12 protein-coding genes are annotated in these 16,915 nt (G+C 69.9%); 3 read left to right on the top strand and 9 right to left on the bottom strand.

All coding sequences use genetic code 11. The features are described 5' to 3' along the window. Positions 1-615, top strand: a 615-nt coding sequence (locus tag ACTMTJ_RS39255; protein WP_441223820.1) for a methionine adenosyltransferase domain-containing protein, incomplete at its 5' end; no start/stop codon positions are given. Positions 616-763: 148 nt separating this feature from the next. On the opposite strand, the gene ACTMTJ_RS39250 is transcribed toward ACTMTJ_RS39255, so the two are convergent. The 6 genes from ACTMTJ_RS39250 to ACTMTJ_RS39225 all read right to left on the bottom strand — a co-directional run bounded on the left by ACTMTJ_RS39250 (position 764) and on the right by ACTMTJ_RS39225 (position 6,199). Continuing rightward, entirely contained in the window at positions 764-1,090 is a 327-nt protein-coding gene (locus ACTMTJ_RS39250; protein WP_441223819.1) for a hypothetical protein, read from the bottom strand. Next, a complete protein-coding gene (locus tag ACTMTJ_RS39245) occupies positions 1,087-1,395 on the bottom strand; it encodes a PadR family transcriptional regulator (protein ID WP_441223818.1) in 309 nt (102 codons plus the stop codon). The genes ACTMTJ_RS39250 and ACTMTJ_RS39245 overlap by 4 nt, the downstream gene beginning before the upstream one ends. Before the next feature lie 502 nt (positions 1,396-1,897). Next, positions 1,898-2,236, bottom strand: a complete 339-nt coding sequence (locus tag ACTMTJ_RS39240; RefSeq protein WP_441223817.1) for a hypothetical protein — start codon at positions 2,234-2,236, stop codon at positions 1,898-1,900. A 40-nt stretch (positions 2,237-2,276) separates the two neighbouring features. Further along, complete coding sequence (locus ACTMTJ_RS39235; protein ID WP_441223816.1) at positions 2,277-3,761, bottom strand: serine/threonine-protein kinase; 1,485 nt, start codon at positions 3,759-3,761, stop codon at positions 2,277-2,279. A gap of 21 nt (positions 3,762-3,782) precedes the next feature. Next, complete coding sequence (locus ACTMTJ_RS39230; protein WP_441223815.1) at positions 3,783-4,757, bottom strand: phosphotransferase family protein; 975 nt, start codon at positions 4,755-4,757, stop codon at positions 3,783-3,785. A gap of 2 nt (positions 4,758-4,759) precedes the next feature. Further along, on the bottom strand, positions 4,760-6,199 hold the full coding sequence (locus tag ACTMTJ_RS39225; RefSeq protein WP_441223814.1) for a GH1 family beta-glucosidase: 1,440 nt from the start codon (positions 6,197-6,199) through the stop codon (positions 4,760-4,762). A 1,208-nt stretch (positions 6,200-7,407) separates the two neighbouring features. On the opposite strand from ACTMTJ_RS39225, the gene ACTMTJ_RS39220 reads away from it, so the two are divergent. Further along, complete coding sequence (locus ACTMTJ_RS39220) at positions 7,408-10,326, top strand: glycoside hydrolase family 48 protein (RefSeq protein ID WP_441223813.1); 2,919 nt, start codon at positions 7,408-7,410, stop codon at positions 10,324-10,326. A 331-nt stretch (positions 10,327-10,657) separates the two neighbouring features. On the opposite strand, the gene ACTMTJ_RS39215 is transcribed toward ACTMTJ_RS39220, so the two are convergent. Further along, entirely contained in the window at positions 10,658-11,263 is a 606-nt protein-coding gene (locus tag ACTMTJ_RS39215; protein ID WP_441223812.1) for a hypothetical protein, read from the bottom strand. A 280-nt stretch (positions 11,264-11,543) separates the two neighbouring features. Here ACTMTJ_RS39215 and ACTMTJ_RS39210 point away from each other — a divergent pair, with 280 nt between their 5' ends. Beyond that, entirely contained in the window at positions 11,544-12,638 is a 1,095-nt protein-coding gene (locus ACTMTJ_RS39210) for an acyltransferase family protein (protein ID WP_441223811.1), read from the top strand. Positions 12,639-12,884: 246 nt separating this feature from the next. On the opposite strand, the gene ACTMTJ_RS39205 is transcribed toward ACTMTJ_RS39210, so the two are convergent. Next, positions 12,885-15,782, bottom strand: coding sequence for a tetratricopeptide repeat protein (locus ACTMTJ_RS39205; protein WP_441223810.1), 2,898 nt, complete (start codon positions 15,780-15,782; stop codon positions 12,885-12,887). A gap of 115 nt (positions 15,783-15,897) precedes the next feature. Then, on the bottom strand, positions 15,898-16,794 hold the full coding sequence (locus ACTMTJ_RS39200) for an LLM class flavin-dependent oxidoreductase (protein ID WP_441223809.1): 897 nt from the start codon (positions 16,792-16,794) through the stop codon (positions 15,898-15,900). Between the last annotated feature and the right edge of the window lie 121 nt (positions 16,795-16,915).

The raw sequence follows: 16,915 nt of genomic DNA, 5'->3' as shown, positions 1-16,915 counted from the left end.
GTGGTGGTCTCCAGCCAGCACGCGGCGGACATTTCGCTGGAGTCGCTGCTGACCCCGGATGTGCGTGAGCACGTGATCGCCCCGGAGTTGGAGGGGCTGGGCTTGGAGACCGAGGGTTACCGGTTGTTGGTGAACCCGACCGGCCGGTTCGAGATCGGTGGTCCGATGGGTGATGCGGGTCTGACCGGTCGGAAGATCATCGTGGACACCTATGGTGGTTACGCCCGGCACGGTGGTGGCGCGTTCTCGGGTAAGGATCCGTCCAAGGTGGACCGTTCCGCGGCGTATGCGATGCGGTGGGTGGCCAAGAACGTTGTCGCCGCGGGTCTGGCCGAGCGGGTCGAGACGCAGGTCGCGTACGCGATCGGCAAGGCGCACCCGGTGAGTCTGTTCGTGGAGACGTTCGGCACCGAGGCCGTGCCGGTCGACCGGATCGAGAAGGCGATCAGCGAGGTGTTCGACCTGCGTCCGGCCGCGATCATCCGGGATCTGGACCTGCTGCGGCCGATCTACCGGCAGACCGCCGCCTACGGCCACTTCGGCCGCGAGCTGCCCGAGCTGACCTGGGAGCGCACCGACCGCGCCGACGACCTCAAGACCGCGGTCACCGCCTGAGTCCGCCGCGCCGGCGGGTTTGCCGACCCGCCGGCACGGTCACGCTTTCGTCGTCGCCGAGCTGGTCACCGGGCCTCGCTGAGCCGGTGACCAGGCTTTCGCTCAACTGGTGACCAGGCTTTCGCTGAGCCGGTGACCGGGCTTTCGCTCAGCCGGTGACCAGCAGGAGGATGCCGCCGAGCAGGGTGAGGGTGGACAGCGCGGCCAGCGCCGCCGCCCGGCGGCGGACGTCACCGCCGACGAGGCGCATCGCGAGGGCCAGGGGACCGATAGGTAGCATGCGGGTTCCTTTCGAGCTGATAGCGGTAATGCGTCCAGCGGCGCTGGCGGCTCCCAGCGCCACCCGGAGCGGTGACATGTCGAGGTCGGCCGCGCCCCGCACGTCGGCCTCCCACTGCTCGCGATAGCGGGCCCGCCGCTCGGGGTCGGGCAGCAGGGCGGCCGCCCAGCGCACGACGAGGAGCGCGGCCCTCATGACGGTGCGGCGGCCGGCCGCCACCCAGGCTTTGCGGCGGCGCGGGCACGCACCCGGCGGGCCTCGGTGGCGCCTTCGGCGGTCAGCACGTACATCCGGCGGCGCGGCCCCCGCCGGTCACTGTCGTCGTCCCAGTGCGAGGTCACCCAGCCGGCCCGCTCCAGGCGCTCCAGCAACGGGTACACACTCCCGGACGGCCGCCCGGTCAGCTTGATGATCTCCAACCCCCAGCGTGGCCCGTCGCTGTCGAGCAGCACCCCGAGCACGTCGACGGTGGCTTTCCCGATCCGCCCGAGTGCCTCCACGCCCACAGTCTACCTATGTAGTTTAAGGACTGTCCAGGCCCTTTGCGGCAGGCCATCGCACTAGAGAGCTTTCTGGGTCAGGGTGAGACCGTTGGTGGTGCTCCTCAAGGTCGAATTTGCCCGGTCCCGGTCACCCTCCAGGGTCAAGGAATGTCCACAATCCTAGATCTCGAAGTTCCGACCCCCGGGCTGGTGACGCTGCGTCAGGGGCGTCGGGTCAGCGGACGGCTGAAATGCCCGGCACCCCTCCGACAAGGGTCCAGCCCAGAGGGCTTGGGGCGCGGACCTGGCAGCGCGGGTCGGGGATCTCGGCGAGCGCCAGCTCGCCGCCGACCCGCGCGTACTCCGGCGGGAGCAGCGGTCCGCCGCTGACACGGACCCGGGCAACCCAAGCTTGAGGCACACCACGACGGCGTCACCCTGATCCCGAAAGGTCTCTAGTGCGGTGCCCAAACCCTTACCCGGGCCGGCGAAAGCCGGCCAAACGTTTGTGGCCACCGCGCTAGCGGGCGGCCTTCGCACGGGGGTCGCGGGCGTACCGGAAGGCGGTCAGCAGGGCCGTGACGATGCCGAGCGCGAGCAGGACCCGCACCGCGTTGAACACCACGGTGTCGCCGGTGGAACTGGGCGCGAAGATGTCTTTGGCGAACCAGCCGACGCCTATCCCCAGCCCCAGGCAGGCGTGCATGACGGCCCGCAGGCGGGGGAGGGGCTGCGGGCGGCCGAAGATCCGGGGCATCGCCCCGCCGCGGCTGGCGACGACCAGCTTGGCGGCGAGCGCCAGGTTTGCCACGCCGGCCACGGCCGCCAGCACGGCCGTGACCACATCGCCCGATCCCACAGCGCCACACGCTATCGGATCGACGCCCGCGGACGGGGGCTCAGCTGTTGCGCAGCAACGGGTCGAGCGCGAGCGTCAGGTCGAAGCGGGCCTCCTGCGCGACCGACCCCTCGTTGAAGTCGTTGATCTGCTCCAGCAGGTCGGCCGCCGAGTCGCGGAGCTCGTCGGGGTCGCCGCCTTCGAGGCTCTGCCGCAGGTCGTCGACGCCGTCGCGCAGGTCGTCGGCCGCGTCGTCGTCGATGCGGCCGGCCGCGATCGCGCTTTCCAGCGTCTGGTCGACCTGGGCGACGAGGTCGGCGGGGGAAGGTGTGGCCGGCGCGGTGGTGCGCGGGGGAGTGGTGCGTACCGACTCGCCGCCGGGTGGGCGGCCGGCCGCGCCGGGGTTGTCGGTCGGCGCGAACGAGGCGATCGCCGCCGCGGTCAGGCCGCCGGCCAGCAGCAGGCCGGTCATGATCATGAGCGTGGGCCGGAGGCCTCGCCGCCGCCGCTCGACCCGTGCGCCCGGGCCACCGCCGCGGGGAGCGGGTGGCAGCGGGCGCCCTACGGCCGTGCGCGGGCCGGCCGGTGGTGCGGCCGGCATGGGCGCCGCGGCGGCGACCCCGCGGGCGTAGCGCGGACCCGGCCGGCGGGCGTCGCCCATGCGGCGGTCCACGGGGCGGCGGGCGTCCGCCGGGCCGGCCGCCGGGGCCTTGCGCTCCGGCGGGATGGCCGCCTCCAGCGCGTCGGCGACCTCCTGCGCGCGGGGGCGGCGGTCGGGATCGCGGGACAGGCAGGCCAGCACCAGCGCGGCCACCGCGGACGGCAGACCGGGCACCGAGGGCGGGGGCACCGACGGCGAACGGCGGTGTGCCTCCTCCGCCTCGTCCCAGGTGGCCACCGGCAGCGGCGGGCGGCCGGCGAGTGCCTCGTAGAGCAGCGCGCCCAGCGCGTACACGTCGTCGGCCGGGTCGGGCGGGCCCGCGTCGAGCCGCTCGGGCGCCGCGTACGCCGGGGTGCCCACCAGCCAACCGCCGTCGCCCTCGGGGCGGGAACCGGCCAGCGCGGCGATGCCGAAATCGAGCACCTTGGCGCCGGTGGCGGTGAGCATCACGTTGCCGGGCTTGACGTCGCGGTGCACGACGCCCATCCGGTGGGCGGCGGCGAGGCCGCTGGCCACCTGCGCGGCGGTGCGGACCGCCTCGGGCCAGGGGAGCGGGCCGGTGGTCAGCCGGTCGGCGAGGTTGCGGCCGTCGAGCAGCTCCATCACGAGGTATGGCACCACCGAGCCGTCGCCAAGCCGTTGCTCTCCGTAGTCGTAAACCTGGGTGACGTGGGGGTGCGTGAGCTTCGCCGTCGCCCTGGCCTCGCGCCACGTCGCCGCGAACAGATCGGGCTCGTCGTCGAAGGTGGCGGTCAGCGCCTTGACCGCTACCGGGCGGTCGAGCACCTGGTCAACGGCCAGCCAGACCTCGGACATCCCGCCGACGCCGATCTGTTCGACGACGGCGTACCGGTCGTGCAGGAGCAGCCCGGGGGCGAATGTCATGCCGACCAGTGTGGTCGATCCTCAGAGCAACGCCAACTGTGCGTCGATACGTTCCGCTAGCCAGGTCTCGAACTTCACCCGCTCCGCGTCGTACCAGCCGCGGGTGGCTCCCTCGATCGCCATGATGACGTAGAGGTAGGTGCGGTACATGTCGAGCCGCCGCCGGGCGCCCGCGGTCAGCTCGATGCCGGCCAGAAGCTCCGGCTCCGGCTCGCGCAGCAGCGCCAGCGAGACGAGCTCGGCGATCGGGTCGCCCCAGAGGGCCCGCTCGCCGTCGATGAGGCCGGTGACCCGCCAGCCGTCGGGGTCGCGCTGGACGAAGACGTTGCCGTCCCACAGGTCGAAGTGGACCAACGCCGGCCGGGTCACCTCGTCGAGCACGTCGGCGTGCCGCCGCAGCAGGCCGCCGATCCGCTCCGGTGGCGCGGGCAGCGGCTTGTCGAGGCGCGCCGCGTCGGCCATCAGATCGTCGACCATCGCGCCGAAGGCGCCCCGCCAGGTCGACTGCCAGGTGCGGCTGTCGCGCAGCGGGTACCCGTACCCGCTGCCGGTGATGGTGTGTAGACGGGCGGTGAGCCCGGCGACCTGGCCGCGCACCGCGGCGACCTCGGCCGGTGGCAGGCCGTCCACAAGGGAGTGCAGGTCGGTGCCGGGCACCAGGCTGAGGAAGACGAAGTCGGTGCCGAGCAGGTCGCGCTCGAAGCCGGCGTAGACCACCTCGGGCACCGGCACGCCGACCGCGGCCGCCCGCCGGTAGAAGTCGACCTCGGTGCGCATCAGGTCGACCTCGTGCGTGAGCAGCTTGAGGTGGGGCGGCGGGGCCACCTTGAGCACAAGCTCGCGGCCGTCGTCGAGGGTCACCGCGTATGCCGCGTTGTAGGTGCCGCCCTCGAACTCGCGCCACGCGGTCGCCCGCGCCGTGGGGCCGAAGGCATATGACACCAGGCGGGCCAGCTCGCTTTCGCTGACCCGCCTCTTGGTGACGCTGTCTCTCATGATCAAACAGTATTGTCGGCGATGACCCGCTTGTACCAGAGGGCGCTGCGCTTGAGGATGCGCCGCTGGGTGGCGTAGTCGACGTAGACCAGGCCCCACCGCTCGTCGTAGCCCTGGTCCCACTCGAAGTTGTCCAGCAGCGACCACACGTGGTAGCTCTCCAGCGGCACGCCGTCGGTGATCGCCCGGTGCGCGGCGGCGAAGTGGTCGCGCAGGAAGGCGACCCGCTCCACGTCGTCGATGTCGTCTTCGGGGCCGAGCACGTCGGGGCAGGGCAGGCCGTTTTCGGTGACGGTGATCGGCAGCGGGCCGTAGTCGCGGGTGACCCGGGTCAGGATGTCGTACATGCCGTCGGGGTAGATCTGCTGCCAGAATGCCTCGGTCGTCGCGTGCCGCTGCTCGGTGCCGCCGTCGGCGGTGACGTAGATGGGCGTGTAGTACTGCACGGCGAGCAGGTCGACCGGCTGGGCGATGATGGCCAGGTCGCCGTCGCGGATCGAGCGCACGAGCGGGCTGTCCGGCCCCTGGTCGGCCAGCACGTCCTCGGGGTAGTGGCCGCGCAGCGCGGAGTCGAGGTAGAGGCGGTTTTCGTACCCGTCGAACAGGCGCGTGGCGGCGGCCGCGGCGGCCGAGTCGTCGGCCGGGTAGCAGGGGTGCAGGTTGAACGCCGGGCCGATCCGCGACTTGCTGCCGCTGGCGCGCAGCGCCTGCACGGCCAGGCCGTGGCCGAGCTGGAGGTGGTGGGCGACCTGGTAGGCCAGCGGCTCGTCGCGCTTGCCCGGCGCGTGGTGACCGGTGATGTACCCGTTTTGCACGACGGTCTTGGGCTCGTTGATGGTCAGCCACACCGGCACGGAGTCGCCGAGGGCGGCGAACACGTGCTCGGCGTACTCGGCGAACCGGTACGCGGTGTCGCGCGACTCCCAGCCGCCGCGGTCCTGGAGCGCCTGCGGCGTGTCCCAGTGGTAGAGCGTGGCCATCGGCTCGATGCCCCGATCCAGCAGACCGTCGACGATGCGGCGGTAGAAGTCGAGGCCGCGCTGGTTGGGCTCGCCGGTGCCGTCGGCCTGGACCCGCGACCACGAGATGGAGAACCGGTACGACCGCAGCCCCAACCCCTTCATCAGGTCGAGGTCTTCGGGGTAGCGGTGGTAGTGGTCGACCGCGACGTCGCCGGTGTCGCCGTTTTTGGTGCGGCCCGGCGTGTGGCTGTACGTGTCCCACACCGACTCACCGCGGCCGTCGTCCTTCGCCGCCCCTTCGATCTGGTACGCCGATGTCGCGGCCCCCCATCCGAAGCCGTCCGGGAACGCCAGGCCGAGCGGAGCGTCGACCGCTGGGTCCCGGGACAGATCGTCGGGCTCGACGCCGCGGAGCAGGGCCGATCTGGCCGAATCTGCGGTCGGGGTAGCGCCAGCGGTGGTCTCGGTCGGTACGGACATGTTCGGGTCTCCTCGGTGGTGGCCCATCCCCCTTGGTCTGGGAGCGCTCCCAAGGCTAACCCGGATCGTGGCGGATGGAAATGGGGTGATCGGGTGGCGATGCGGTCGAAGGATCGTCCACATCACCCGGCCGGAGCCGCGCCCGCCCGCTCAGGTTCGGGAAGGCCGTTCCGACCAGGTCCGTGCACGCGGACCGTCGTCGGATGCATGCAGCGCGTGTCGGCCTCCCGCTGGCGTGTCGGTGCCGAGCGTGTCGGGCGGAGGCGGGCAAGAAGGTGTAGCACAGGCGGTCGGCGGAGCCGGTCCGCGCTGACCGGCCGATGAGGTCGGCGGACGGCGTCGGAGTGGTGCGCGACGGCGGTGCGGTGAAGCATGGGTCCGTTGGGTCCGATGCCGTCTTGGAAAGCAGTCTTGACTAGAGCAGGTCGACCGGTCGGGCGCCGTACGCCTGACCCGACGACCGATTACCCCATTTGACGGTGGGGTTTATCTTCTATCTGAGTGGGTGTGGGGACGGGGAGGGCAACCCCCGTCCCCACCATCAGTTACACACGCGCGAGAGGATCTTCCCTCCTCGTCGCGCATGTCGCGCGGGAGCCGGGCCACGCGAGTGGCTCTGGTTCCACCTCCTCTCGACCGGGGGGTGAGACGCTGGTGGCGGAGTCCGGGCTGGCCCGCCACCAGCTCTGCGGCTGAGCGGTTGTGGGTCCGCCGATGGTGCTGGCGGCTTCCCCTGTAGTGTTGTCCCCCGCTTACTTGCATCGACATCAATGGAAGCGCTCCCATCGACGTTGGCTGAACTGTAGTACCCGTTACGGCTTTGTGAAAGACCCAAAACAAGATCGAAACACCGGGCCAACGTTCGCGAAACCCCGCGGTGCCGCTAGATCGGCAGGTCAGGGGCCGTTTGACCACACTGGAGCGAAGACAAAAACGCTCCCACTTGCTGCGGGAGCGCTCCCATGCAAGACTGTCGAAACATCGCGTGAGGGAGCCACAACCGCGCGAGCGCGGGCCGCCGAGGGCATCCGACTGAGGAAACCGGCGCCCCAAATGTGAACGGATCGAGCGCCATGCTCGCTACCCGGTCCGGGACGGGATGCCCCCACGACCCCACACGCGCCTTCCGCCCTGCGCGCCGCTTACCCCACCGCGTAGAAGGCGCCAGCCGAGCTAGCTCGGCCTGGTCCGCGAGGAGACACTCCACGATGAAGCTCACCGCAAGAAAACGTCGGGTGGCGATGATCGCCGCCGGCGCATTGGTCGCGGGAGGGATGGTGAGCGTGCCGGTCGGGATGGCCTACGCCGCCACCCAGTGCGACGTGACCTACACGACCAACGACTGGAGCACCGGGTTCACCGCCAGCGTGACGATCCGAAACATCGGTGACCCCCTGACCAGCTGGAACCTCGGCTTCGCCTTCCCCGGCAACCAGCGCGTCACCCAGGGCTGGTCGGCGAACTGGACGCAGTCCGGCGCCAACGTCACCGCCACCAACATGCCGTGGAACGGCAACCTGGCCACCGGCGCCTCGATCTCGATCGGCTTCAACGGCTCGTACTCGGGCACCAACGCGAAGCCGACCGCGTTCACGATCAACGGCACCGCCTGCGGCGGCGCGGTCAACCAGGCGCCCACCGTCGCGCTCACCAGCCCGGCGGCGAACGCGTCGTTCAACGCGCCGGCCGACGTCACGGTCAGCGCCGACGCCAGCGACGACGGCGCGGTCAGCAAGGTCGAGTTCTACCGCAACGGCCTGCTGGTCAACACCGACACCGCGGCGCCCTACAGCTACGTGATGACCGGCCTGCCGGTCGGCGACTACACGGTGCAGGCCCGGGCGTACGACAACGCCACGCCCACGCCGCTGACCGCCACCGCCGAGCGGGCCTTCACGGTCCGCGGCACCGGCCAGGCCAGTGTCGTCACGCCGGCCACGCTCAGCATCGCCGAGGGCAGCAGCTCGCAGCTGAACGTGAAGCTCAGCGCGGCGCCCACCGCCAACGTGCCGGTCACGCTCAGCAAGACCGGTGACGCGGACGTGACGCTCGGCGCGACGAGCGTGACGCTCACGCCGGCCAACTGGCAGAACGGTGTCAACGTTCCGGTGAACGCGGCGCAGGACGCGGACGCCAACAACGACACGGCGACGATCACGGCCAGCGCGGCGAACCACACCCCCGCGGAGACGTCCGTCACCGTGACGGACGACGAGAACACCACCAACCCGGGCCGGTACGCCGAGGAGTTCCTCGAGCTGTACAACAAGATCAAGGCTCCGGCGAACGGGTACTTCAGCCCTGAGGGCGTGCCGTACCACTCGGTGGAGACGCTGATCGTCGAGGCGCCCGACCACGGTCACGAGACCACGTCCGAGGCGTTCAGCTACTGGCTGTCGCTCGAGGCGATGTACGGCCGCGCGACGGAGAACTGGGCGCCGTTCAACAACGCCTGGCGCGTCATGGAGACCTACATCATCCCGTCCGAGACGCAGGGTGGCTACAACCCGAACGACCCGGCCGACTACGCGCCCGAGGCGAACCTGCCCAGCCAGTACCCGGGGACCGGCGGCAAGCTGGACTCCACGGTCCGGGTCGGCCAGGACCCGCTGTACAACGAGCTCACCCAGACGTACGGCAACAACCGCATGTACGTGATGCACTGGCTGCTCGACGTGGACAACGTGTACGGCTTCGGCAAGTGCGGCGACCGCACCACCAAGCCGGCGTACATCAACACCTACCAGCGCGGCCCGCAGGAGTCGGTCTTCGAGACCGTGCCGCACCCGTCCTGCGAGACGTTCAACTTCGGTGGCCCCAGCGGCTACCTGCCGATCTTCATCGGCGACTCGTCGTACACCCGGCAGTGGCGCTACACCAGCGCTCCCGACGCCGACGCGCGCGCCATCCAGGCGGCGTACTGGGCGCTGAAGTGGGCCAAGGAGCAGGGCAAGCAGGCGGACATCTCGGCCACCATCACCAAGGCCGCGCAGATGGGTGACTACCTGCGGTACGCGATGTACGACAAGTACTTCAAGAACCCCGGCTGCGCCTCGCCGTCCTGCACCGCGGGCACCGGCAAGAGCAGCGCGACCTACCTGCTTTCCTGGTACTCCGCGTGGGGTGGCCCGCAGGGCAGCAGCGACTGGGCGTGGCGGATCGGCTCCAGCCACAACCACGGCGGCTACCAGAACCCGTTCGCGGCCTGGGCGCTGTCCACCACTCCGGAGCTGACCCCGCGGTCGTCCACGGCGCAGACCGACTGGGCGACCAGCCTCACCCGGCAGATCGACTTCTACACCTGGCTCCAGTCGGCTGACGGTGCCATCGCCGGTGGCGCGACCAACAGCTGGAACGGCAACTACAGTGCCCGCCCGGCCGGCGCGCCGACGTTCTACGGCATGGTGTACGACGTCAAGCCGGTCTACCACGACCCGCCGTCGAACCAGTGGTTCGGCTTCCAGGCGTGGACCATGGAGCGGGTCGCGGAGTACTACTACGAGACCGGCAACGCGCGTGCCAAGGCGCTGCTGGACAAGTGGGTCGCGTGGGCCATCGCCAACACGACGGTCAGCGGCACCAACTACCAGATTCCGTCGACGCTGAGCTGGACCGGCCAGCCCGGCGGCAACTGGCAGGCCGGCACCACCTCGGTCAACAACAGCGGCCTGCGGGTGTCCGTCGTGGACCACACGCAGGACGTGGGTGTGACCGGTGCCTACGCCCGCACGCTGATCTACTACGGTGCCAAGGCGGCCAACACGCAGGCGCAGACCACGGCGAAGGCGCTGCTCGACGCCGTGCTGGCCCGCAAGGACGCCCGCGGCGTCTCGGTGCCGGAGACCAAGGCCGACTACAACCGGTTCGACGACGCCTACAACGCCTCGACCGGCCAGGGCCTGTACATCCCGCCGGGCTTCACCGGCACCATGCCCAACGGCGACCCGATCAACTCCAACAGCACCTTCCTCAGCATCCGCTCGTTCCTCGAGGACGACCAGGACTGGCCGAAGGTGCAGGCGTTCCTCGCAGGTGGTCAAGCTCCGACGTTCAACTACCACCGCTTCTGGGCGCAGGTCGACGTGGCGATGGCACTGCACGACTATGACCGGCTGATCGGGGACTGACCCCGGACAGCGACCCGGGTGGGTGGTTCTTCTCCTTCTCACCCACCCGGGTTCCGGTCCCATAGACGGCCCGATCCCCACAATCGGGCCGGAAAGACGGCCTGATTCCCCCACGGTCAGGCCAGCGGGCGGCCTGATTCCCACGGTCAGGCCAGCCAGTGGTGGGCCGGCCGGACTGGCCAACGCAGCGGTCCGGTCCGGCCCACCACCCCACAACACACTTCCGGGCGGGTGGCACGAGATGCCACTCGCCCGGCTCCATTGTTGGCGGTGTCCGACGTGGACGGTTACTGGCGGCGGCGGTTGCGGCGCCCGGCGGGCCGCGCGCGTGTCAGCGGCGGTAGCAGCGCCACGAGAAGGCGTCGTTGCGGTTGGAGAACTGCGCGAACGCGGCGCTGCCGTACTTTCGGCGGCAGGCGGCGTTCATGTCGATGAGCGGGTTGTCGCCGCGGCGCCGGCACTCCCAGTTGTTTTCGGCCTGACCGGTGCCGTGGCGCAGCTGCGCCTCGTCGGTGCGGTAGGTGACCGTGCAGTACTCGCGGAGCATCTGCCACAGCCCCATGCCGCCGCCGTCCGGGCCGACCGCGACCGCTGCCCTTGGCGCGGCCGCGGGTGGGGGTGGTGCCGCCGTCGTGCGCCGGGGCGCGGGGGCGCTGGTGCGCGGTGCGGCGGGCCGTCGCTGGGAGGCGGCTTTCGACGGTGACGGCGATGGCGCCGGCGTTTTCTCGGGTGCCGCGGTCGGGGTGGTCACCGGTGCGGGCGCGGGCTTTTCGGGTGCGGCGAAGGGGTCGCCGGAGTTCCAGCTCATGCCGACCCCGGTGACGAACGGCACCGAGCACGCCAGCACCAGCGCGGCCAGGCCGACGGCGGCCAGCAGCCAGCCGTACTCCCGGCCCAGGCGCCGGACCACGGCGGGGGGCGCGGCCTCGTCGGACACGGTGACCCGGCCCTCCCGTTCGCCGTGGTGCTCGGACTTTGGGTCTTTCGGCTGGTCACTCTAGCCACTGGGGTCTCTTCGCGGGATGCCCGACAGGCCAGCTCGGGCTCGGTCTGTCGGGCACCCGACAACTGAGCGGCGGCTCAAGAAATGCGGGCACCCACGAACGCCGGAAGCGGGGTAACCTGGTAGGTGGAGAGGCCGCTTCCCCCGTGGCGGCCTCTCCTTCTACGTCTGGTCGCCGTGCCGGCGCAGGGTCGCGACGGTAGAGTCGCGCGTTGTGTCCCGACTGCCCTCGTTGACCGGGCTGCGCTTCGTGGCCGCGTTCGGGGTCTTCGGGCTCCACGCGTACTCGCTGGTCAAGCTCACCGACCCGATCGCGCGGCGCGGCGCACAGCTGCTGTTCGACGCGGGTGACCTGGGTGTCGCGTTCTTCTTCGTGCTCTCCGGCTTCGTACTGACCTGGTCGGCCCGGCCGGACCGCGGGCCGCTGCGCTTCTGGCAGGGCCGGGTCGCCCGCATCTACCCGGCCTACCTCGTGGCGCTCGCGCTGGCCGTGCTGTCGCTGCGCGTGACCGACCGGATACCGCCGATCTTCTGGGAGCCGTTGGGCGCCAGCGCGGTGCTGCTGCACGGCTGGTACACACAGGACTTCGTCTACCTGGGCGTCAATCCGGTGGGCTGGTCGCTGTCCTGCGAGATGTTCTTCTACCTGTGCTTTCCACTGCTGCACGCGCTGCTGCGGCGGCTGGGCCCGGCGGCGTTGTATCCGGCGGCTCTGGGGTTGGTCGCGCTGACCTGGGCGATGCCGTGGATCGCGGAGGTCGCGGTGGTGCCCGAGCACGAGCGCTGGTTCGTGTACATCTTCCCGGTGACCAGGATGACCGAGTTCACGCTCGGTATCGTGCTGGCCCGGCTGGTGCTGCTGGGCGCGTGGCGCGGGCCCGGCCTGCGGGTGGCCACCGCCATCTTCGCGGCCAACTACCTGGCCGTGGGCTGGCTACCGGCGGTCACCCGGGACACCGCGGCCGCCGTCGTCGGCACCGCCCTGCTCATCCCGGCCGCCGCGGTGGCCGACCTGCGCGGCGAACGCTCACCGTGGCGGCACCCGGTGGTGGTCCATCTGGGCGAGGTGTCTTACGCCTTCTTCCTGGTACACCTGACGGTCATCGTGACGGCGGTGGAGCTGCTGGACCTGGGTGGGCCGTGGGCGTTGTGGCCGGCGCTGGGCATCGTGGCCGTGCTGCTGCTGGTCTCCTACGCGCTGGCCTACGCCTTGCACCGCTGGGTCGAGGTGCCCGGCATGCGCCTGCTCAACCGCCGCGTGACCCGGCCGGCCCGGTCACGCCGCCCCGCTCCCGCCCAGATCCGCTAGTACTCGCCACGGGACCAGTCACGTGCTCGCACCGATGCGTCCACCCCGGGATGAGGTTGCGGCCGCTCGTGGCCATTTCAATCCCCGGGGCTACCGCGACGTCCGTTGTGGTCCGGGCCGTTGCTCTCGCGGCATGGCCGGTCCGCTGTGGTGGAGCCCCCCGGAAGTTCTCTAGCCTCCTAGGACGCTCTACGGGTGGTGACGAGGCATGCATGCGCGGTACTGCTCCCGTCCACCGAGGCATCCTCAGCCACCGGAATGTGTCGACGTCCGCGGCGAGCCATCGACGTTGAGGCCGTACCGGCGGATTTGCCAGGCTCGTGCGGTGTCGCCTTGTTCGACCAGCAGGTCGATCAGGCGCGTTGCGGCCGTTGGCGTGCCCGCGACGACCTCTAGCGACAGCTTGTCGACGCAGCCGTGTTTCGCTAGAAGGCTTACCAGCCCTCTGGCGGCATGGAAGTCGCCGGCGTCGCTGCGGGTGCGCAGATAGTCGATCGAGCCGTCCGGAAGACCATTGTTCGCCAGCAGATCGGCGAGCGGTTGGTCGACGCTCCAACCGCCCGCGGTGGCGCTCGACCGGAGGATGGCCACCGCTTCGTCGATCCGGCCCTGTCCTGCCAAGAGCTGACTCAGCCGCGCTGCGGCGTATTCCTCGCCGGCGTCGGCGAGGGTGTGTAGTGCGTCGGTACGGCCATGCGCTGCCAGCAACTCGGCCAGTCGCGTCTTGGCGTCCCAATTGCCGGCGTCGGCGTGGGTCCGGAGGATCTCGATCGCCTCGTCGAGGCGATCCTGTGCTGCCAGCACTTGAGCCAGCAGCGAGGGCATGTGCCTCTCGCCGGCGTCCGCGTGGGGCCGGAGGACGTCGATCGTCTCGTCGATGTGGCCCTGGTTGACCAACAGCTCGACCAACCTCTCCGCGTCGTACCAGTCACCGTCGGCGATACGATCCTCCAGGACTTCGATGGCCTCGTTTGTCCTGCCTTGCGCGACCAGTAGCCGGACCAACTGCTTGGCCCGTCCGTGGTACGCGTTGGCGTGGTGTCTCAGGACTTCGGTCGCCTCGTCGGTGTGGCCCCGGGCGATCAAAAGGTGGACCAACTGATCGGCGGCGTGCTCGTCGCCCGCATTGGCGCGGTCACGGAGCTGCTCGATGCGTCCGTGCTCGGCCAATATTTCGGCTAGCCGTTGCTCGGCGGTCCAGGCTCCGGTCTTCACGCCGTCGAGGAGGACACTGATCGCGTCGTCGAGCTGGCCCGCTCTGGCCAGCAGGCGGCCTAGTTCCGGTGCGGCGGTCCGAATGCCGGATTCGTAACGGGCACGTAATTCGTCCTCGCGTCCATGCTCGGCCAAGAGGTGATCCAACAGTTCGTCCATCTGGTACGCCATGACGTGGAAGTTGCCGGTGCCTATGTTGTCACGTTTACGCAGGAGCCTCTTGAGCTCTTTCGTCTGACCACGCAGGAAATCGATCGCCTCGTCGGTACGCCCTTCTTCCGTGAGCAACTCTGCTAGCCAAATCACAACCTGCGGTGAGAAGCAGTATTTTCTCGTGTGGACCGCCTCAATCACGTCGACGGCCTCGACTGCGCGTCCTTGCGCGATCAAGAGTGCTGCTAGCTGGCGGGCGGCGAACGCAATGTCCCACGCATCGACGATGTTGTCGGAGGTGAATTCGGTGGTGCGGCCGACAATGATCCGATAAGTTCGTTCGGCGTACTCGTAAAGGAGCCGCCGGTATGCACTTTCTGCTAACCGTTGGAGGTCGCCGTCGGAGTGGGTGCACCCGGTGAACGCCTGCCAAGTGAGCGCCGGTATGGGCTGGCTACGGCGTTCCCTGGTGAGCTGCTGTAGCAGATAGTCGGTAACGGTGTAACCGAGCGCTTTTCGCATGTCTGGGCTAGCCACCGGCACAAGTGGAGCGGTGGCCCTGTCTTGTTGGCGTTTGTGGCTGGTCAGTTCGTCCATGGCTGGACGAAACCAGTCGTCGCTTGATTCGATGTTCGTCAAGTATCCGCGCGCGGCATCGACGAGAAGCGTTTCGGTAAGTGGGGCCTGTATGCCAACCCTGCGGGCATCGGCGGCCGCGTGCAAGATGGCCAACTGGGCGTCGGTCGCCCGGCCGTAGCGCCTGATGATCTCGCGCACGCCCGCGAGCGCCTCGGTCACATTGTAGTGGTGATCTTTCAGGGCGGCCGCCAAGCGGGGGTCGTGAGCCGCGAGGCGAGCGGCGGCCGCGCGTTCGGCTTCGGAAAATGAACCGAGTCGAATTTCATGCACGCGTGGATGGGTGAGAATATCGGCGGCATCGGAGTTTCGTGGCAGCGCTTCGCCGGTGGGGGCGTCCGTCGCGCTGGCGCGAAGGTGCAGAGCATGCTCTGGCCACAAGGTACCGACAATTACCACGGGGGCGGGGGCGTCGAGAAGCCGTCGGATCGTGGCCGCGGTGATGGCTGTGGAGCCCGCGGTGAGATAGGGGCCAGGCAGAAAACGCTGGAGTTCGTCGAGCCACACGACCAGATTGGGCAATGGAAAGGTCGCCTGCGCTACGACGTCGACCAGACCGCCGTCGCCGAGGACGGGGGCGAGTACGGCGAAGTCGGCGAGATGCTGGCGGGCGGCCTCGTACAGTAGGCGAGTCTTACCCACACACGAGTCGCCAACCAGGATCAAGAATCCGCCGTCGATGCGCGCGTCACGCATCCACGCCTCGACTTCTTCCTGCTTTTCGCGCGGCACAAATGCCGGCAGGTCCGGATCGAGAACGCCCTTTCCTGCTTGGTGGGTCCGCGAGAGTAGCGTCGGCCGGTGCGCGGCGCCAATGCCCTCGGGGACCGGGGGCAAGCTGATCGCGGGATGAACGTGAAGCGCGAGGGCCCCCGTGCGCCGCTCGCCGAAGCGAGGAAACTTCTTATGCCGGCCGAAGTATCCGCGAAGCAGGTCCACGGCCGCACGCTCGCTGTCGGCAACCGCGCGCTGGTGTTCGGCCCACCGCTGCAAGCCCTCCGTCGCGGACCCGCCCAAGCCGGCGACGAGGAGCACGGCCAGCCACGGCGGGCACCAATTTAGCCAGGACGGCAACTCCGTCAAGGACAGCACCGCGACAATGCCGGCCAGCAGACCACCGACAACCATTGGGGCGATCACCCGCCTCGATCGCGGACGATTTCTACCCCGCACAGCGAACCGCCGTCATATACGTAGACTTCCTCGTGCTCGCTTTACGGTCATCAGCCTTTTGGGTTGGTAGCCACGAAGAGTTCTATTGAAGCCGGAGCAGGCCCGCCACCTCTTCGAGGACGGCTTCGTCGCCGGCGTACCAGCTGTCGGCGCGCGGCCAGTGCGACAGCACGTCGGTGAAGCCGTGGCCGGCGGCACGCCCCACCGCCTCGGCGAAGTAGCCGGCGCCGGACAGCGAGTAGCGCGGCGCGGAGTCAAGGGACAGGAAGCGGTCCACAGTAGACGGGTCGCGGCCCGCGGCGGCCAGGACGTCGTCGAAGCGGCGGGACGCCTCCCCGGCCGCGCGCCACCACTCGTCCAGCGATTCCATGCGGCCCACCGTCGTCACCCAGCCGGCGCCGTACCTCGCGGCCAGGCGCATCGACCTCGGCCCCAGCCCGGCGACCACCCACGGCACCCGCGGGGCCTGCACCGAGCCGGGCGTGCCGCGGGCGTCGACGGCGGTGTAGTAGTGGCCGCGGTAGGTGACACGCTCGCCGCGCAGCAGCGGGTCCAGGATCTCCAGAAACTCGGTGAACCGGTCGACCCGCGCCCGCGGTGGCAGCGCCTCGCCGCCGAGCACCGTGTTGTCGAAGCCGGCCACGCCGCCCGCGCCGACCCCGAGCGTGAGGCGCCCGCCGCTGATGTCGTCCAGCGCGGTGATCTCGCGGGCGAAGTGCGCCGGGTGCCGGAAGTTGGGGCTGGCCACCATCGTGCCCAGCCGGATCCGGGACGTCACGCCCGCGGCCGCGGCCAGGGTGGGCACCGCGTCGAACCAGGGCCCGTCGACCAGGTCGCGCCAGCCGATGTGGTCGTAGGTCCACGCGTGCGCGAACCCGTACTCCTCGGCGCGCCGCCACCGACCGGCGGCCCGCGCCCAGCGCTGGTCGGGCAGGATGACGATGCCGGCCCGGACCGGCGCGGCCTGCTGCTCAGTCATGGCCGACACCCTATCCAGGGAGCTCTCGGGGCCTCTCGGGGTTCGAAACCTTGATTCGACAAGAAAATTTCGGGCTACCGCGATGTCCGTCGTGGTCCGGACCGCTGCTCCCGCGGCCTCA

The sequence above is a fragment of the Phytohabitans sp. LJ34 genome (assembly GCF_052068095.1).
GTDB lineage: Bacteria > Actinomycetota > Actinomycetes > Mycobacteriales > Micromonosporaceae > Phytohabitans.
The sequence above is the reverse complement of the archived record's forward strand: the minus strand, read 5'-3'. Positions and strand labels throughout refer to the sequence as shown.